This is a genomic window from Flaviaestuariibacter flavus (genome assembly GCF_004337505.1).
Lineage (GTDB): Bacteria > Bacteroidota > Bacteroidia > Chitinophagales > Chitinophagaceae > Flavisolibacter > Flavisolibacter flavus.
In genome coordinates this window covers 75,935-93,975 of sequence record NZ_SJZI01000046.1, presented here as the reverse complement: position 1 = coordinate 93,975, position 18,041 = coordinate 75,935, and the positions used below count along the sequence as shown (strand labels likewise).

At 60.8% G+C, this 18,041-nt stretch carries 19 protein-coding genes and 2 tRNA genes; 14 read left to right on the top strand and 7 right to left on the bottom strand.

What is annotated here, in order from left to right; translation table 11 throughout:
• Positions 1-11 precede the first annotated feature (11 nt).
• Positions 12-257, top strand: coding sequence for a hypothetical protein (locus EPD60_RS12960; protein WP_131449951.1), 246 nt, complete (start codon positions 12-14; stop codon positions 255-257).
• A 155-nt stretch (positions 258-412) separates the two neighbouring features.
• On the opposite strand, the gene EPD60_RS12955 is transcribed toward EPD60_RS12960, so the two are convergent.
• Positions 413-976: a DsbA family protein gene (locus EPD60_RS12955; RefSeq protein WP_131449950.1), complete on the bottom strand. Its 564-nt coding sequence runs from the start codon at positions 974-976 to the stop codon at positions 413-415.
• A 12-nt stretch (positions 977-988) separates the two neighbouring features.
• Positions 989-1,363 (bottom strand): HAD domain-containing protein, encoded by a 375-nt coding sequence (locus tag EPD60_RS12950; protein ID WP_131449949.1) that lies wholly within the window; start codon positions 1,361-1,363, stop codon positions 989-991.
• A 355-nt stretch (positions 1,364-1,718) separates the two neighbouring features.
• Here EPD60_RS12950 and EPD60_RS12945 point away from each other — a divergent pair, with 355 nt between their 5' ends.
• The 8 genes from EPD60_RS12945 (at position 1,719) to EPD60_RS12915 (ending at position 10,418) form a co-directional block, all read left to right on the top strand.
• Positions 1,719-2,645: a 1-phosphofructokinase family hexose kinase gene (locus EPD60_RS12945; RefSeq protein WP_131449948.1), complete on the top strand. Its 927-nt coding sequence runs from the start codon at positions 1,719-1,721 to the stop codon at positions 2,643-2,645.
• Between the two features lie 91 nt (positions 2,646-2,736).
• On the top strand, positions 2,737-3,195 hold the full coding sequence (locus tag EPD60_RS12940; RefSeq protein ID WP_131449947.1) for a DoxX family protein: 459 nt from the start codon (positions 2,737-2,739) through the stop codon (positions 3,193-3,195).
• A gap of 174 nt (positions 3,196-3,369) precedes the next feature.
• Positions 3,370-3,443 (top strand) — tRNA-Asp (locus tag EPD60_RS12935).
• 367 nt (positions 3,444-3,810) lie between these two features.
• Entirely contained in the window at positions 3,811-6,552 is a 2,742-nt protein-coding gene (locus tag EPD60_RS17015) for a hypothetical protein (RefSeq protein WP_165871538.1), read from the top strand.
• 70 nt (positions 6,553-6,622) lie between these two features.
• Positions 6,623-7,498, top strand: a complete 876-nt coding sequence (locus EPD60_RS12930) for a glutamate--tRNA ligase family protein (RefSeq protein WP_165871537.1) — start codon at positions 6,623-6,625, stop codon at positions 7,496-7,498.
• Positions 7,499-7,576: 78 nt separating this feature from the next.
• Positions 7,577-8,020, top strand: coding sequence for a hypothetical protein (locus tag EPD60_RS12925; RefSeq protein ID WP_131449945.1), 444 nt, complete (start codon positions 7,577-7,579; stop codon positions 8,018-8,020).
• A 114-nt stretch (positions 8,021-8,134) separates the two neighbouring features.
• Positions 8,135-9,337 (top strand): cytochrome-c peroxidase, encoded by a 1,203-nt coding sequence (locus tag EPD60_RS12920; RefSeq protein ID WP_131449944.1) that lies wholly within the window; start codon positions 8,135-8,137, stop codon positions 9,335-9,337.
• Between the two features lie 124 nt (positions 9,338-9,461).
• Positions 9,462-10,418 carry a ligand-gated ion channel gene (locus EPD60_RS12915; RefSeq protein ID WP_131449943.1) on the top strand — a complete coding sequence of 319 codons (957 nt, stop codon included), beginning with the start codon at positions 9,462-9,464 and terminating at the stop codon, positions 10,416-10,418.
• Here EPD60_RS12915 and EPD60_RS12910 read toward each other — a convergent pair whose 3' ends face one another.
• A complete protein-coding gene (locus EPD60_RS12910) occupies positions 10,419-11,693 on the bottom strand; it encodes a DUF2779 domain-containing protein (protein WP_131449942.1) in 1,275 nt (424 codons plus the stop codon).
• Between the two features lie 206 nt (positions 11,694-11,899).
• Positions 11,900-12,271: a TM2 domain-containing protein gene (locus tag EPD60_RS12905; protein WP_131449941.1), complete on the bottom strand. Its 372-nt coding sequence runs from the start codon at positions 12,269-12,271 to the stop codon at positions 11,900-11,902.
• A gap of 197 nt (positions 12,272-12,468) precedes the next feature.
• On the opposite strand from EPD60_RS12905, the gene EPD60_RS12900 reads away from it, so the two are divergent.
• Positions 12,469-12,987 (top strand): glycine zipper domain-containing protein, encoded by a 519-nt coding sequence (locus EPD60_RS12900; RefSeq protein WP_207896649.1) that lies wholly within the window; start codon positions 12,469-12,471, stop codon positions 12,985-12,987.
• A gap of 257 nt (positions 12,988-13,244) precedes the next feature.
• Positions 13,245-13,943 (top strand): hypothetical protein, encoded by a 699-nt coding sequence (locus EPD60_RS12895; protein WP_131449940.1) that lies wholly within the window; start codon positions 13,245-13,247, stop codon positions 13,941-13,943.
• Positions 13,944-13,952: 9 nt separating this feature from the next.
• On the opposite strand, the gene EPD60_RS12890 is transcribed toward EPD60_RS12895, so the two are convergent.
• Complete coding sequence (locus EPD60_RS12890; protein ID WP_131449939.1) at positions 13,953-14,282, bottom strand: DUF5763 domain-containing protein; 330 nt, start codon at positions 14,280-14,282, stop codon at positions 13,953-13,955.
• A gap of 816 nt (positions 14,283-15,098) precedes the next feature.
• On the opposite strand from EPD60_RS12890, the gene EPD60_RS12885 reads away from it, so the two are divergent.
• The 3 genes from EPD60_RS12885 to EPD60_RS12875 all read left to right on the top strand — a co-directional run bounded on the left by EPD60_RS12885 (position 15,099) and on the right by EPD60_RS12875 (position 16,400).
• The gene (locus EPD60_RS12885; RefSeq protein ID WP_207896647.1) at positions 15,099-15,620 is read left to right on the top strand and encodes a VIT1/CCC1 transporter family protein; all 522 of its coding nucleotides are present in this window, start codon (positions 15,099-15,101) and stop codon (positions 15,618-15,620) included.
• 172 nt (positions 15,621-15,792) lie between these two features.
• On the top strand, positions 15,793-16,230 hold the full coding sequence (locus tag EPD60_RS12880) for a hypothetical protein (RefSeq protein WP_243647831.1): 438 nt from the start codon (positions 15,793-15,795) through the stop codon (positions 16,228-16,230).
• Positions 16,231-16,313: 83 nt separating this feature from the next.
• Positions 16,314-16,400 (top strand) — tRNA-Ser (locus tag EPD60_RS12875).
• Positions 16,401-16,701: 301 nt separating this feature from the next.
• Here the strand turns inward: EPD60_RS12875 and EPD60_RS12870 are convergent.
• Together EPD60_RS12870 and EPD60_RS12865 are read right to left on the bottom strand one after the other, a co-directional pair.
• Positions 16,702-17,058, bottom strand: a complete 357-nt coding sequence (locus EPD60_RS12870) for a DUF3127 domain-containing protein (protein WP_131449938.1) — start codon at positions 17,056-17,058, stop codon at positions 16,702-16,704.
• A 115-nt stretch (positions 17,059-17,173) separates the two neighbouring features.
• Positions 17,174-17,935 carry a TatD family hydrolase gene (locus EPD60_RS12865; RefSeq protein ID WP_131449937.1) on the bottom strand — a complete coding sequence of 254 codons (762 nt, stop codon included), beginning with the start codon at positions 17,933-17,935 and terminating at the stop codon, positions 17,174-17,176.
• Between the last annotated feature and the right edge of the window lie 106 nt (positions 17,936-18,041).

Genomic DNA, 18,041 nt, shown 5'->3' with positions numbered 1-18,041 from the left:
GACCGATAATTATGCAGGAGGAATTTACGATCACCATTGAACAGGTGGATTTTCATTTCAAGCGGATGGAGCACCCGGAGCTCCCGTTGACTTATCATGTACATTTTACCGACTGGCACCAGCACACCGTTTTCCGGATGCGCCGCAACGGGCAGGGCCACTGGGTGATCGTGCCCATGGCGCTGCCGCATTATGTGCGCGCCGCCGAGGCGGATCTGCGCGCGGCCATCGAGCACAATGAAGGCAATCATTCGTAGCGGAAGAAACCGGCACCGGCGGTTCCGGCCGGGCCACCGAACCGGGAAAAGAATACACTACCTAATGCAATAAAAAAGCGAGCCCTCCATTCAGAGGGCTCGCCTAGCTGTCTATTGTCATTTGCTTCATCCTTCGTTATTCCTTATTCCTTTTTTCAGGCTCTTTTTTTCGTGCTCTTCGCCACCGGGGCGCCGAGTGCCTCTTCGATCGCCGCGCGCACGTTGCGGGTCGTGAGCTCGCCGGTCACCAGCACACCATTCACAAAAAGCGCCGGGATCGTGTGTACGCCCAGGCGGATGCCTTCGCGCAGGTCATCCTGCACATACCAACCCCAGTCGCCGTTGAGCAGCTGGTCGAGGAAATGCTTGCCTTTTACGCCGGCTTCGCGGGCATAGGACTTCAGGCTGATGGTGCCCAGGGCCGGACGCGCCGCGAACAGCAGCTCGTGCATCTCCCAGAAAAGCCCTTCCTGCGCCGCGCCGATAGCGGCCTCTGCCGCCTTGTGCGCCTTCTGGTGCAGGCGGGTGAGCGGGAAGTGCCGGAAGCTGTAGCGGAGCTGTCCCGGGTATTCATCCAGCAGTGCCTTGATGACATGGTGGGCGGCGCCGGTGGGCGCGCTCTCGTAGTCACCAAAGAGCAGCAGCTTCACCGGCGCCTTGGCGGTGCCGAGAAAAAGCTCGCTGGTGGGCTTTACCGGTACGATCTCTTTTTGTTTCATGGTCGCTTGTTTTTAGTTGGCCGAAAAAGCAGGCAGCTCCGGCCCGTTGTAGGGCTCCAGGTCGTCGAGCACGAGGTAGCGGCGGATGCGCGCGTTGCGCTCCTGGCGGAAGTGCTCCTGCACGGCCGCGGGCACAGGGGTGCGGGCGCCGGTGCGGTAGCGGAACAGGGGCGTATCGGGCTGGAGGATCGGCAGGATGGCATCCAGCTTGCGCTGGTGCAGGGCCGCGTCCGAAGTGTCGATGACGATGGCGGCAAAGGCCTGCTGCTGGGCCAGCTCGATGGCGGCCTCGTCGCCGCTGGCGCAAACCGTTTCGTAACCGGAAGGCCAGGCGCCCATACAGGCCGGGTCGCTGGCTGTGATGATCAGGATTCTTTTCGCATTCATACACCTGATACCACAAAGAATATGCTACCGTTGCGCCGGTACTTTATCGGCAGTATTTCTGCCGCCCTGTCGGCTAAGGGAATGTTAATGCGCCGTCGCGTCAGGCACGGTCCGGACAATTACCGTTCATAGCAGGATATGCACATCTTGTCCTCAGTTTCAGCGAATTAACTTCTTTTAACCTTGAACTCTAAACAAAGCGGATAGCTTTGCGGCATCTCATGTGCATACTAATATGCGCTCGGCCCTTGTTTCCACAAGGGCCCCTTTTTTTTACTCCATTCCGCGTGTTTTTAACGATCCTTCCCGGTGCGCGGCAACCCGTTAATTTAGCGGTAACCCGAAAACGCTCCCCATGATCCTGACCGTCACTTTCAACCCGGCCATCGACAAGAGCACGTCCATCGACCGGCTGGTGCCGGACAAGAAGCTCCGTGGCGACCGCCTCGTGTCGGAACCCGGCGGCGGCGGTATCAACGTGAGCAAGGCCCTCCAGGAGCTCGGCGCGCCGGCAAAGGCGCTCTTCCTGTCGGGCGGTGTCAACGGCGCGGTGCTGGAACGTCTTCTGAACGAGCGCGGGCTTCCCTTCGAGGCGGTACCCGCAAAGGGCGAAACGCGCGAGAGCTTCACCGTGCTCGAAAGGGGCACCAATGCCCAATACCGCTTTGTGCTCCCCGGCGACCCCTACGACGAAGCTGACGGCGCGGCCCTGTTCCGGGCCCTGGAGGCGGCGCCGCGACCGGAGTTCGTTGTGGCCAGCGGGAGCCTTCCGCCCGGCGCCCCCGACGACCTCTACGCGCAGCTGGCGGCGCACTGCCGCCGCATCGGCGCCCGCCTGGTGGTGGACACCTCGGGAGTTCCGCTGCAACGGGCCGTGGATACCGGCGTCTTCCTCATCAAACCCAACCTGTCGGAGCTCTGTGCGCTTACCGGGCGCACCCACCTGGAGCTGCACGAAGTAGACGATGCCGCCCGCGAGGTGCTCGGCCGCGGCGGCTGCAGCGCCCTCATCGTATCCATGGGTCCTTCGGGCGCGCTTGCCGTAACGTCGGAAGGCGAATGGCGGATCCCCGCGCCGGTGGTACGCAAGCAAAGCACCGTGGGCGCCGGCGACAGCATGATCGCCGGTATCTGCCACGCCCTCCTGCAGGGCAGGCCGCTCCCCGACGCCGCCCGCTTTGGCGTGGCCTGCGGCACCGCCGCCACCATGAATCCCGGAAGCCAGCTGTTTAAAAAAGAAGACGCGGAGCGCCTGTACGAGTGGATCCGCACCCATAGCTAAACAGCGATCGGCGTGAAGCCCGGCCATGGGTAATGCGGAGGAAGAAGTGTAACTTTAAAAGAGCACTTCTTTAACCATAAAACGCCGTATCATGACTTACGCAAAACGCATCGAGCACTGGGGCGAACGGCACCACCCGGGGTGGGTCGACATTCTGCGGATCGCACTCGGGATCTTTCTCTTCGTCAAGGGCATTGCCTTCGCCCGCGACACCGAAGCCCTCAGCAGCCTCATCGCACGCGAAAACTTCGATTCCTTCCCGGTGGTGCTGCTCGCGCATTTCATCATTTTCGCACATATCGTGGGCGGCTTCTTCATCGCCACGGGCCTGCTCACCCGCGCCTCCTGCGCGGTGAACATCCCGATCCTGCTGGGCGCGCTGGTGTTCGTCAACTGGCAGGCGATGCATTATATGACCCTGCTCCCGGTGTCGATTCTCACGCTCCTGCTGCTGATTTACTTCCTGATCGTCGGCAGCGGCCCCTTCTCGCTCGACCGGGTGCTTTTCCGGTACAACGGGCAGGTAAAGACCGACGTGTCGGGCCATTAAATAGGCAGCGTCGTGCCGATATCGCTAACTCCGCCAATTACCGGGGTCAGTGAATCTTTTTGTCTAAAAAAACACATCCATTTTTTTCAATTGTTTGGAGAATAAAAAGCCGCTCTTATATTTGCACCCCGCCGGAACAGCTACCTGCTCTCCAGCGCCTGTTCTTTAGATTTTGGATTGGTAGTTCAGTTGGTTAGAATGCCGCCCTGTCACGGCGGAGGTCGCGGGTTCGAGTCCCGTCCAGTCCGCAAAAGCCCTTGCAACAGCAGGGGCTTTTTCGTTATGCCAATTCGCTAATATCATTGAAAATCTGGTGGACGTCATCTTTTTCAAGGATGAAACAACACAGCCCGATTCGCCCCGGCATATTACCGGTTACACGAAAAGCTCCGGAGAAAATTTTCGCCCTCCACCAACCAATTTTGCCGGCCTGCAAAAAACGCCATTGCACATGGGGAATTCAACACCCGACCCAACTCGAGGAAACCGACCACGAATCTGGCTTTCGCGAAGGCTTCGTTCCTAACACCGGCTGGCGTACAAATTGCATCTTGTAAATCTCTCTCCAGGCAAATCGCTAGATGGGATCCAACCTTAACCCGTCAAAACATCGACATGAAACGATTAATCCGCCTGGAAGGGCTCTGCCCAGCCCTGTGTGCAATGCTGCTCCTGTCCGCATCACTCCTGCCTTCAACCGCTGACGCACAAAAAACCGCCCTGGCCAGCGGCTTCTGGAACAGCGCCGCCACCTGGAGCCCCAACGTGGTGCCCGGCGCCTCCGACTTTGTGGTCATCCCCGCAGGCATCACCGTTACCATCGATCCTTCCTTTGCCGCCACGGCCGCTTCCGTACAGGTGAACGACGGCACCGCCAACACAGGCGCCACGCTGACCTTCGGCAACGCCGCCTCACTCACCGTGACGGGCATCACATCATTGGGTACCAATAACCCGCTTGCCCCGGGCTTTCTGACCATGACCACCGGCAATACGCTCAGCACCGGCGGCTTCAGCGTCAACAGCAACGCTACCGGCTCGCTGTTTACGCCCGGCGATGGCACGGTCACTCTTACCGCCAACAACACCATCCCCGCGATCGGCTTCGGCACCTTCAACAACCTGACACTGGCGGCCGGCAGCAGCGGCAACAGCAAGACCACCAACGTCAGTGCGCCGCTCTCGATCTCCGGCACCCTCACCACCAACGCCTTTTCGATCCTGAATATGGGCACATCGGCGCTTTCTCTTTCCGGGGGCAGCATCGTCAACAACGGCACCGTCGCAACGCAAAGCACGTCGGCCACACCCCTGCCCCCAAACATCGACTGGCGCGGCACCACGGGCGGCTCGGTGCTGTATAACGCCAGTGGCGGCGGACAGACCGTCGTGGCGGGTACGTATAACAACCTCTACCTACAGCATGCCGGCGCAGGCGCACTGGAAAGCGCCGCGGGTGGCGCGCTGGTGGTTGGCGGGCAGATCGCGACCCTCACCACCGGCACCACGCTCAATATGGGAAACAATCAGCTTACCAACTCGAGCTCGGGCGGCATCGGCGCGCAAACAAACGTGGGTACCATCCGCACGCAATACATCGGCGGAAGCAATGCCAACCCGGCGCTTCCCTCCGGCCGCACCTGGGGCGGCACCATCGTGTACGACGCACCCTCAGGCGGACAAAAGATCATCTCGGGCACGTATCAGAATCTTTCGGTACTGACCAATGGCACTGACTTGGGATCGTCCGATATCGTGGTCAACGGAAACTTTGTCACTTCCGCCACTACCATCATTGATCTGGCTTCGGAAACGCTGACGGGCACCTACGATGCCTCCGGTCATGCGGGCAAGCTGCTGGTGCAGGGAGAAACACCTTTCCCTACCGGGAAAACCTTTGGCGGCACCGTGGAATACAATGGCAACCGGACACAAACGGTAGTTGCCAACCAATACCACAACTTAACTGTAAGCACGTTCCGCAATCCGGGTGTAACACCTCCCGCCACGGGCAACCTTACTTTTCCGGCCGCTACCATCCAGGTGAGCGGCAACCTCAGCCTGACTTTCACCACTGAAAACGGTGCGGTTTACAGCAATGCCGGCAACACCATCGAACTAAACGGCACCGGCACGCAAACCATTTCGGTAACAGCGACGCAAACCAGCGCGCCGGCCGGCAATTTCGTTTTCAACAACCTGGCGATAAACGGCAGTGGCACCAAAAACCTGCTGACAACCATACGTCTCGCAGGCACCCTCACGCTTACTAACGGCGCCCTGGCCGGCAGCGGAACACTTGTGCTTCTGCCCGGCGCCACCACTACCGCCGGCAACAGCACGAGCTACGTATCGAGCCCGATGGAGTGGCCCGGCGGCGCTACCTCGTTCACCTTCCCGCTTGGTGCATCCGGCACGTATGCGCCGGTAACGATCACGGCTTCTTCAGCTATCGGCGACGTTATTGCCCAATATTTCCGCGGCTCCGCCTACACACTCAACGGTACCGTGGTGGCACCGCTCAGCCGTATCAGCGCCTGCGAATACTGGAGCGTCAACAAAGTGTCGGGGCCCGATATCCAGGCAGCGCTTACCTGGAGCCCCCAAAGCGGCTGCGGCGGCAACCAATACGTTAACGACCTGGCGAACCTGCGGGTGGCCCGTCTCTCCGCCGGCGGATGGCAGACGGTGCCGCTCGCGGGCAGCGCCAGCAGTACCGGTGCCGGTGCCGGCACCATCACCACCGACGCGGAGCCTGCCTTCGACTTTATCACCCTCGCAACCGAAGGCCTGCTCAATCCGCTGCCGGTTCGCTTTATCACCGTAAAGGCCAGCCGCCTGCAAGGTGCCGTTTCGGTTCGCTGGACAACGGCCACCGAGGTGAACGTAGCCCGCTACGAGATCGAACGCTCCGCAAACGGCCGCAGCTTCGAGCCCGTAGCGCAGGCGGCACCCCGCGGCAATAACGGCAGCGGTGCCAGCTACGAGGGACGCGACGCGGGAGCGCCCTCCGGCAACGTGTACTACCGCGTGAAGTCCGTCGACATCGACGGACGCCTCACCTACAGCAGCACGGTGCGCCTCGCCGGTAGAGACGCAGCGCCCGAGCTGCTGGTGACCCCCAACCCGCTCAGCGGCCGCGAACTGAACGTGCAAACAACCGGATTTGCCGCCGGCACCTATGACCTCGTGCTCCTGGATCCCATCGGCCGCCCCGTATACCGCCAGCGCCTCGCGCAGGATGCCGGTGGCAGCAGCAGCCGCTTCACACTCCCCGGCGGATTGCCCGCCGGTGTTTACCAGCTGCGCATCGAAGGCAAGGATACGCGTGCCGGTATGCCGGTGCTGCTTCAATAGACAACACCATCCGAACAAAGAGAGCCCCGACGTCGCCGTTGGGGTTTTCTTTGCAGGGCATCTACGCGAAATGATGCATTTTACATCGGTGATGACGCACGCGCCGCGCTTTCTGAAAACCCGCATCGCTCCAACGCCCAGCGGCTTTCTGCACCTGGGTAATGCCCTCTCCTTCCTGCTCACGCAGCAGCTGGCCGAAGCGCACGGCGCACGCATTCTCCTGCGCATCGACGATATGGACCGCGCCCGTGTACGTCCCGAATATGTGCAGGATGTGTTTGATACGCTGCGCTTTCTCGGGATCGGCTGGGACGAAGGCCCGCGCGGCGCCGGCGACTTCGAACAGCATTGGTCGCAACTCCGGCGACTGGAACTTTACAATGAAGCGCTGCGGCAACTGGCAAACGAGGGTGCTGTCTTTGCCTGCAACTGCTCGCGTGCCGACATCCTGCGGGTGAGCCCAGACTGTAGCTACCCCGGCACCTGCCGCGCGCGGATGCTGCCCCTCGATACACCCGGTGCCGCCTGGCGCCTGCGCACGGACGACGAAGAACCGTTAACTGTATTTCTACGGAACAAAGAGAACGTGCGTGCCGCACTGCCAGCCGCACAACGCGACTTTATTGTGCGCAAGAAAGACGGCTTCCCCGCCTACCAGCTGAGCTCCGTTGCCGACGACCGCCATTTCGGTATCGACTTCGTGGTGCGTGGCGAAGACCTCTGGGATTCCACACTCGCACAGCTTTACCTGGCCCGCCGGCTCGGCTGGAACGACTTCTGCCGCACCACCTTTGTGCATCACGGCCTCATTGCCGACGACAGTGGCGAAAAACTTTCCAAGTCGGCCGGCGCCACCTCCATCCGTCACCTGCTGCTTACCGGAGCCGAGCCGGCTGCTTTCCGCGCACAATTGCGTGCGCGCCTGCGGGAATTGCCCCTTCGCTGATTGCAGGGCGCACCCTAATGAGCACACGGCCGGGGTGGGCACAGGATTCGCAGCAATGCCGTTCTAAAAACGACATCTATGTTCGAACAGGTAGTAAACATGGTGAAAGAGCACCTCAACAACAACCCACAGGTGCGGCAGGCCGTCCCGCCCGACCAGCAGGACGCGGTAAGCCACGAGGTGGCCACACAAATGACCCAGGGCCTCGCCGCGCAGGCACCGCAGCATGGCGGGGTTGGCGGACTGCTCGACCAGTTGCAGGGCGGCCTCGCCAACAACTCACCCATCACCGGCGCCATTTCGGGCGGGCTGGTGAGCGCGCTCGGCTCCAAGTTCGGGCTGCCTCCAGCTGCCACGGGTGCCATCGCCGGCGCCCTGCCCGGGCTGCTGGAAAAATTCGCCAACAAAGCCAAAGACCCCAACGATCACAGCATCACCCCCGAAGGCCTTGGCGGCCTGTTCGGGAACCTGGGCAACCTTGGCGGGCTGGGCGGAAAGCTGGGCGGACTTTTCGGGAAATAATTCCAGCTACCGCAGGAATTGTTGGCAAAGCGCGTCCAATAAGCGACACCGTGGGGCACGGGCACTTTTCACCCGGCGCTCCACGGAATCGCTTTGCTATCAAACTTGCACCGCATGCGCAAAACAACAACCGTCCTCCTGCTGCTCGGCACCACCGTCGGCGCCATCCTCAGCTGCTCCAGGAAAGACACGGATCCATCGGCCCCTACGGCCACGATCAGCTATCCTGCCGTGGAAGCGGCTTTCGGGAACAGTATCAACCTGAATGCGCTTGCCAACTACGCGGCGCAGGGCAAGCCGGCCTACATCACCAAAGACAACGGCGTCAACAATCCCATTTCCAACGCAAAGGCGACGCTGGGACGCGTCTTGTTTTACGACAAGGACCTGAGTATCGACAACACCGTTGCCTGCGCCTCCTGTCACAAGCAGCAGTTTGCTTTCAGCGACACCGCCTTTGTCAGCGCCGGTGTAGCGGGCGGCAGCACCGGCCGGCACTCGATGCGGCTCGTCAACGCGCGCTTTGCCAACGAGGTCCGATTTTTCTGGAACAAGCGCGCCGCCACCTTGGAGCAGCAGACCACGGCACCAATACAGGACCATGCGGAGATGGGCTTCAGCGGGCAGAGCGGGCGCCCCAACCTGGAGGCACTGCTGGTGAAGCTGCAGGGCATTGGTTATTACAAGGAGCTCTTTCAGTTTACATACGGCGATCAGCACATCAGCGAAAGCCGCCTGCAGGAATGCCTCGCGCAATTTGTGCGGAGCATTCAAAGCTTTGATTCGAGATACGACGCCGGCCGCGCCACGGCCCCGAACGACGGCGCGCCCTTCGCCAACTTCACCGCACAGGAGAACCAGGGCAAGGCGCTCTTCCTGCAGCCGCCCCGGTTTGGTGCCGGCGGCCAGCGCACGGGCGGCGGTCTTGGCTGCGCCGGCTGCCATGCGGCGCCCGAGTTCGACATCGACCCGCAGAGCCGCAACAACGGCATCATCGCTACCATCGGCAGCAGCGCCCTCGATCTCAACAACACCCGCGCGCCTTCGCTCCGCAACCTGATGCGCGCCGACGGCACGCTCAACGGCCCCATGATGCACACCGCCAACTTCCGCAGCATCCAGCAGGTGCTGGGGCATTACGGGAACATCAGCGCCGCGCCGGGCAATACCAACCTCGACCCGCGCCTGCGCCCTGGCGGCAACCCGCAGCAGCTCAACCTAACCGGGGCGGAGATCGCTGCCGTCACGGCCTTCCTGCAAACCCTTTCGGGCACCAATGTATATACCGATGCGAAGTGGAGCAACCCGTTCCGTTGAAAGAAAAGAAACCGTAGATATACAAGTCACAAATCCGGTCCGCAGGGTCCGGCATTCGGGCGCGGAACGATGGCCGGCGGGAACTCCTATCTTTCCGCTGTCAATATTACCGCACAACAGCCTTATGAGAATCCCTATCCTGCTGACCGCCTTTCTATTCATCCTCGCACGAACAGCTTCCGCACAGGCAGCTCCGCCCGACACCGTGCGCACGGGCGTTTACATCACCTCCATCCACGACATCGACTTCAAGCAAAAGGAATACGCCATGAACCTCTGGCTGTGGCTGCGCTATAAAAACCGGAAGTTCGACTTCCTGCAAAACCTGGAGATCCCGCAGGCGAAGACTGTAGAAAAATCCTTTTCCACCATCGACACTTCCAACGGCGGCGTGTACGTGCTGATGAAGCTGCAATGCCTGATGAAGGACTCGTGGAAGATCGGCAACTTCCCCTTCGACCGGCAAACGCTCCGGTTGTCGATCGAGAACTCTCAGTTTGATTCGAGCGAGCTGGTGTTCGCGGCCGATACCGTGGGCGCGCACTATGATTCGCGCTTTGCGCTGCGCGGCTGGAACATCGACAGCTGCGTGCTGGCCACGGGCAACAAGGTGTATGAAACCGGGTTCGGCGATACCAGCATCCACGATGCGCGGAGCACCTACAGCACCTTCCGCGTGCGGATGGTGGTGCGCCGCGAAGCGGGCGGCCTTTTCTGGAAAATGTTCCTCGGGATGTACATTGCCTTCTTTATCGCCTTCGTGTGTTTCTTCATTCATTCCGACAGCATCGACTCACGCTTCGGCCTTTCCGTGGGCGCCCTCTTTGCCGTTATCGGTAACAAATACATCATCGATTCCGCGCTGCCTGAGTCAAGTTCATTTACCCTGGTAGACGCCCTGCACGGGCTTACGCTGTTCATGATCCTCGCCATCGTTTCGGCCACGATCCACTCGTTGACATTAGCGAAAAAGGATAAACTGCAGGCCGCGCGCAGCTTCGACTTCCGCGCCGCCCTGGCGGTGGGCATCTCCTACCTGCTGCTGAATGCGTATTTCATCCTGAGCGCCTGGGAAGGCTGATCAGGCGTCCGCCGCCAGTTCCTCCATCCGCTCCAGGATGCGCACCATGGCGAGCGTATCGAGGCGGCAGTATTCAAGCAGCGCCTCGCGGGTGGTATTGACGAAAGCTTCGTCTGTAGAACTACGGATGGCGAGGTACGCGCGGTTGGCATCCACGCCGTTGCCGATGGCGAGCGCGTCGTAATTCATATGGGGCAGCAGCGAAGGCAGGATGAACTTGAGCGAGAGCTTGTTGCCGATATCGGGGATGCGGATATGTCCCGCGCTGAAAGGGTCCATGAGGTCTACGAGGCGGGCCAGCAGCGCGTCCACGCGCGGTGTCAGCTCCGGGTGCGTGCCTTTGAGCTGCTCCAGGATAAGCCCTTCCGAATCCCGGTTGTATACGATTACCGAGCCGGCGTCGCCGGTGGCCGCCAGCAGCGCTTCGCCGAAGGCGGCGGTAGGCTCCACTGCGGCGGGCGCGATGTACCCGATGTGCTGCAGCTCGCCACCGGGTGCGTCGAGGCAGTGCACTGAAAACTGGAAGGGTATCTGCCGGAACGACCAGTGCCCGTCCCATTCGGGTATGGGCGTCTGGTAGGCCTCGAAATCCATGAAGTAAAGCGGGTAATGAAGCCTTTTCAGGAAGGCGCGGAGCGCGCCCTTGTCTACGATGACCTCGGGTGGCGGCACCTGCTTGCGTGGGGCGGGCGGGGGTGGCGGAGGCGGCGGCACTACCGGAGTTGCGGCATCTGCCGCAGCTTCCCTGCGGGCGGCGGCACGCGCTTTCTTGGCCGCCATTCCGCGCAGCATCTGAACGCGGCCGTGCACCAGCCCCTGCACGAAGCGCAGGCGGCGCTGTATGCGCTCCTCGGCGAAAAGCGCCACCGGGTCAACCGGACCGCGGCGGATGTATTGCGGGTTGAGCAGCAGCAGCACCACTTCGCCCAGCGGGAAGCCGGCACCGTGCAGCACCTGCTCGTGCAGGGCGGCATCGGCCAGCAGCTTTTCCTTGATGCGTGTGTTGGGACGCTGCAGGTAGGCGGTCCACTTGCCGCGGCGCTCCGCCAGCACATCCACTACCACCAGGATGCCGTCGTGCACAAATGCCGCGTCGTACAAAAGGGTGGCGCCCTCGTCGAGGAGGCGCTTTGTTTCAGCCACGGCTGCACGATCGTCGCCACGCGGCACTGCTACCCCGCCCGGGAAGCGCTGCTGCACCAGCGGGCGCAGGCGCTCGTCGGCATCGACGGAGGCATTGACTAAGGGGCGGGCTGACGACTGTGATGAATGCATTCGGATAATTAAAGCGTGGCCGCAAAATACGCCGAATCTGCCGCCCGTCGTTGATCATGACCCGCAATGAGGTAAAGCTGCTGTGCAACTGCGGCTTCACGCGGCCATTGGCCTGCAGGCCGCGGGAAAGAAAGCTGCCCTTGCTGAAATCATAAGTAAGGGTTTGGGAGGAGGCAGCGGCCGCAAATACTAATGCTCCGGCCCCCCTAGTTGTCTTTGCGGTACTGCCGCAGCTGCAGCCGCAGCTGCTCCAGCCGGCGGCGCAGCAGCAGTTCCTTGTCGCGGTTATACGCCGCCTCCTCGTATTGATGCGCGGCGGCGAGCTGCTCGCGGTGGGCGGCGGTCTTTTCGATCTCGGACTGAAGTTCTTTGATGCGATGGATCATATGCATACGGTTGACGAGCCAGTGAAGCAGGAAAAGATCAAGCAAGGCACCAATGCCAAAGAAACCGGCGGTGCAGAGCCAGAGCATAGCGGTACGCGGCTTGCGCAGGTAGCGGCGGTGGAGACCAAGGAGGCCGAAGCCACCGAGGAGCCACCACTTGTAGGCTTGCTGAAGGGAAGGCGGTGCGGGCATAATCTGTGATAAACTTAGCGGGAACAAAAGGCTTCCAGTGAAGGTTCGGAACCCTTTATTTCTACACAGGGCATAAAGTACTGGCAGCGAAACAGCAAGGATGCTTTCAGCTACGTAATCCACAGGAACTGCGTGAAACCGGCTTATCCACAATCCGAAGGGCCGGTTCCCCTATTTTTGCCAAAACCTTAACCCCCATGAAAAAGATGACACTGGCCGTATGCGCCATCGCTTTCCTTGCGGCCTGCAACTCTACGCCTGCCGCCAACACCACAACCGCCAACCCGCTCGACACTGCCGGGCTGGCCGAATTCCAGAAGCAAAAAGCCTTATACGTAGCCTCCGAGATCGACTCCACGCAGGCACCTGCTGCAGGCGCCACCCCGGCTACTGCCGCAGCAACGAAGCACCGTACCGAAACGAGCGCGCGACACAGCAGCAGCACCAGCAACTCAAATGCGGGCAGCAGCAGCAACTCCGGCTCGGGCTCCAACAGCGGCACCGGCAGCGGTGCCGGCACGGCTGCCGCGCCGGCCAAGAAAGGCTGGAGCAAGACCGCCAAAGGCGCCGTCATCGGCGGTGTAACGGGTGCGGCCGCGGGCGCCATCATCAATAAAAAGAACCGCGCTGCCGGCGCTGTGATCGGCGGCGTTGTAGGTGCAGGCGCCGGTGCGATCATCGGCAATGAGCAGGATAAGAAGGATGGACGACATTAAGCGATTACACATCACAAAAGCCCCCGCCGATGGCGGGGCTTTTCTTTTTCAAGCGGCCAAAGCCGGCAACGCCGCTGAAGCAGGCCGCCTCCTGCCATGCTTAGGACTTTATGAAAGGTGCCGTCAGCTCAACAAGCGTATTATCAAACTATGATTGATCGGATCAACCTGCATTCGTCGCCCCGGCCGTTTTTTTCTCAAATGGCAAGTGAAGTCCGGTACCACTTTGGTGGCTTTGTTTTATTAAACCAGCAACCATGAAATCGCTCCCGTTCTACCTGCCGCTCGGCTTCGGGCTCATCGTTGTACTTACGCTTTTTGCGCTGGCAAGCGCCGCGCGTTACGACCGCAAATTCGGGTCCTTCCTGCTGGGGCTCACGATCGTACAATCGCTGCTCTCCATGGCCGGCTTCTATACCCATTTCGCGGGTGTGCCGCCGCGGATGCTGGCGCTTGTGCTGCCGCCGCTGCTCACCTTAATCGGGGCGCTGGCCACGGCACGCGGCCGCGCCTTTCTGGATAGCCTAAACCCGGCAACGCTGACGCTGATGCACACACTGCGCCTGCCGGTGGAACTGGTGCTGTGGGGACTGGCGGCCTGGGGCGTGGCGCCGCGGCTCATTACTTTCGAGGGGATCAACTTCGACATCTTTTCCGGCATGACGGCGCCGCTCGTGTGGTATTTCGGGTACGTGAAAAAGGCGCTGCCGCGCGCGGTGCTGCTCGCGTGGAATATCGCCTGCCTGCTGCTGCTGGCCAACGTGGTGTGCCATGCCTTTCTTTCGGCGCCCACAGTGTTACAGCGCTATTCGTTTGCCCAGCCCCTGGTGGCCATCGGCTACTTCCCCTTCACGCTGCTGCCCGGGCTGGTGGTGCCGGCGGTGCTGCTCGCGCACGTGGTGTGCCTGCGGCGGTTGCTGTGGCCGGTAAAGACGGGCAGGCACTCGCTGGCATAGCAGGCGCAGCTAGCCCCCATGCTGCCAGCAATACCCACCGCTACGCGCCGACCGCGAGCAGCGGCTTCCTTTCTTCGTGGTGGCGCTGCACTGGCCATCTCCGGAGCTTACAACTTTTGCAGGAGGCACCGCGCTGCTGACGCAAATATGGCAAGGTGTGCGGCCGGCCTTCGTGGCCTCGCTTTCGGCTTCCGTAATAATACGGGCACTGCAGCGCTGCAGGCCGCTACAGGCTTCGCGGAGGTGGTAGGCATAGGCTTTCGGACCGGTGCATACGAGCACGTTTCGGGGCTGGGGATGGACGAAGAGGGCGAGGAGGAGGAGGAGGAGGAGGTGCATGCCGGTTTGGGTTTGCTGTCAAGATAAGGATTCTCAGTTGAAGGAATGGTGGCGCTACCTGAAATGAGAAGCCGGGGGCAAACCCCGGCCTCGTCACCTAAACCAACTGCATGTTGAGCAAAGCCAGTGCTGGCTCCTCGCGCAGAAATCTAATTTACAGCACAGCTTTCATTTTATTGCTATTACCGGGTAAGGAAATATTTTCTTACGCGTCACCGATGGCGCCTCCCGGCGAGGTACCGCCGCTGGCCATATGATTCCAGCCACAAACTAAAAGGCCGGGACGAAACCTGGCCTTAAACTAAACCACTGCTTGATTATCTTCCATGACTGTGAAGAGATGAGCAGAAAGCGCAATTAAATTACAAAACAGCTTTCATTTTATTGCTTTTCCCTGCCTTCAATTTGACGTCTTCGAATGTTTTCCGGCTGATTGTTTTTGAACCGGGCGGCAAAACAGAAAGCCCGGTGCAGCGTCGCGACTCATTCCGCGTGAACCGGAAAGCGTCACTTGGACCGGGAGGACCGGGCGGTGACCGGTGATCAGGCGCTTGACAACGTTGCATTGTGCAGCAAACGGAACGCGTGTATCCGCGAAAGTGAAGACCCGTATTTATACGGTAACGGCAACCCGCCTGATAGTTTGTCTTTGTTGACGTTGGAAGGCTTTGTTTTATGCCGGCCATAGGCATCCTGAATGCGGGGGCCGGCTGTGCGGGTTGATTGCTTGTTCAAAGAGGCAATAACATGTGGGGCCATCGATGAACAGCCCTCCGGCTGGCCCGCTTTTTTCTCCTTTCCCCAAAACACCGCCACATGGAAGCCTACAACCCCAGCCCGGCCAATGAACAAACAGCGGAGCCCAAGGAGTCGCGCCACACTTTCGTCATCCAGAAGGTGCAGCCCGCACTGCTGGGCCTGATGGACGGGTCAGTATCCACCCTGGCGCCGCTCTTTGCCACGGCCGGCATCACGCACAACCCCATGAGCGCCATTTACGTGGGGCTGGCGGCCTCGCTGGGCGCGGGCATCTCGATGGGGCTGGCGGAGGCACTCTCCGACGACGGTGCCGTAACAGGGCGCGGGGCGCCGGTGATGCGCGGGCTCATCACGGGTGGGGCCACGCTGCTTGGCGGAATGTTGCATACGATCCCCTTCCTGATCTCCGATCTCACCGCCGCGCTGCACCTCGCCTATATTATCGTCGTGCTCGAGCTGCTGGCCATCGCCTGGATCCGCTACAAGTTCATGGACTCGCCCCTGGCAAAAACGGTGGGGCAGGTGATTGTAGGTGGCGGGGTTGTTTTCGGGGTAGGGATCTGGCTGGGAGCAGGGTAGGCTTCGGCTTTGCTCACTGTTCGGGCTTCGACTCCGCTGCACTCCGCTCAGCCTGACAGGCGTTTGTCACCCTGAGCGAAGGATAGCGTAGCCGAAGGGTGATACGAGGGTCGCTGCGGCGCTTTTGTAACCATTCGGGCGTGGGGCGGCTCTATACCTAAAACCTCAAACTATGGCTACTGTAACCGCTCCTTACAACGCACCGGCACATGCCGCGAGCGCTGACCCGGCCCAGCGGGCCGCGAACATCTTACGGTTCACCTACGGGCTCGTGCCCATCGTGGCGGGGGCCGACAAGTTCTTCCACTTGCTCACCGACTGGAATCAGTACCTCGCGCCCTTTATCGCCGACCGGATCCCGGCCGGTACCTTCATGAGCATTGTGGGCATCATCGAAATCATTGCCGGCATCCTGGTGCTGGCGAAGCCGCGCATCGGCAGCGTGGTGGTAGCGCTCTGGCTGCTGGGCATCGCGGTGAACCTCGTGCTTACCGGCAAATACTTCGACATCGCGGTGCGCGATACCGTCATGGCCATCGGCGCCTGGTGCCTGCACCTGCTGTGGCAGGAGCACCCGGAAGGAGCCGCATACCGGGAGCACGTGTCCTGAGGAAACGCGCCCGCACTCGGAACAATTCCCGATTCCCTTTTGCCGGTTTTCGGAAAACGGCCTATATTTGCCGTCCTTTCGAAGGAGACGTGTCCGAGTGGTTGAAGGAGCACGCCTGGAAAGTGTGTATACGGGAAACTGTATCGCGAGTTCGAATCTCGCCGTCTCCGCAAGAAAAAGCCCCCTGCCAGAAGCAAGGGGCTTTTTTGTGGCCGGCGGCTCAAAAGCGACCGGAGCTTCCACGGGCTCTCCCTGAAAAAGCCCCTGCAGGAAGCAGGGGCTTTTTGATATTGATAAAGTTGCTGAATCGGTCGGGGCTCAAGTAAAACGAACAATCACCTGGGAACCTTTGGACGGTTTGGACAGTCTTCAGTTCGTGGAGTCTGCTACGCTACGCCCGCAATGACAGCTTCGCTGTCAGCTTCGCACACCGGCCTCCGGCATTCACGATTCGCGATTGCCGATTCACGACTAAAACGGCAGGTCCTCGTTGCCCATATCTCCCGGGGGGAAATCGTGGTAGGCGTCGCCGGTGCTGGGTGCGGGGCCCTGGGGTGCGGCGGCAGCTGCGGGCTGCACGCGCCAGGCCTTTACGTCGGTGTACCAGCGGCCGTTGAATTCGCGGCTTTCCACGTCGAAATCGAAATTGAGCATTGAGCCGGGCTGCAGTACGGAGGGGTCGATCTTGTCGCCCCAGATGGAGATGCAGACCTTCTTGGGATAGGTGCCCTCGGTTTCAACGATGACATCCTGCTTTTTCCACTGGCCGTTCTTGCCGTTGCCGGTCTGCAGGGGCAGCAGCTGTATGAGTTTGGCGGTTAATTGCATATCGGTTAATTGAAGCCCCGAAAGTAGCGCCTCCGGGTGATACATTCCAAGGTGGGAAAAACATCAGGGACTGTTTTTTTCCCGGCCCTGCGGGAGGGCCGCCTGCCGGCAACGGCTAAAAGCGGAACAGGTCGCGGGCGTTTTTGGTGGTGATGTCGGCCACCTCAGCCAGTTGCCTGCCGGTGACATCCACCAGCTTTTCCGCTACGTGCCGCACGTAGCTCGGCTCGTTGCGCTTGCCGCGATAGGGCACCGGCGCCAGGTAGGGCGCGTCGGTCTCCAGCACCACGCGGTCGAGGCCCACAGCCTTGATGATGGCATCGAGGCCGCTGTTCTTAAAGGTGAGCACGCCGCCGATGCCGAGGTAAAAGCCCAGACCGATGAGCGCCTCCGCCTGCTGGAGGGTGCCGCCGAAGCAGTGAAAGACGCCGCGGAGCCCGGGGTACTGCCGCACTACCTCGATGGCTTCGGCCGTGGCATTGCGGGAGTGCACCGCGATGGGCACGTCGTACTTCAGGGCCAGCCCGATCTGGCTGTGAAAAGCGGCGTATTGCTGCTCGGAAAAGGTCTTGTCCCAGTAAAAGTCCAGGCCGATCTCCCCTACCGCAACAAAGGGCCGCTCGGAAAAGTATTGCTGCACCAGTGCCAGCTCCTGCTCGTAGTTGGCCAGAACCGAGCAGGGATGCAGCCCCATCATGGCGCGGCAGCGCGGGTGGGCCGCCTCCAGCTCCAGCACGGCGGCATGGGTTTCCGAATCGATTGCCGGCAGCAGTATGTCCCCTACCCCGGCCACATCGCAGCGCTCCAGCAGCTCGGGCCAGCGCTCGCGGAATTCGGGCAGGTACAGGTGGGCATGTGTGTCGATGAGGGGCGTCATAGCGGGCAAAACTGGCGAAATATTTTTTAAGATACCTTTAAACCTGAGTGAAGAAACAACGCTCTTAGGTAGCGGTGTCTCGCTGCCGCGCTTTGCCGAAGGCCGT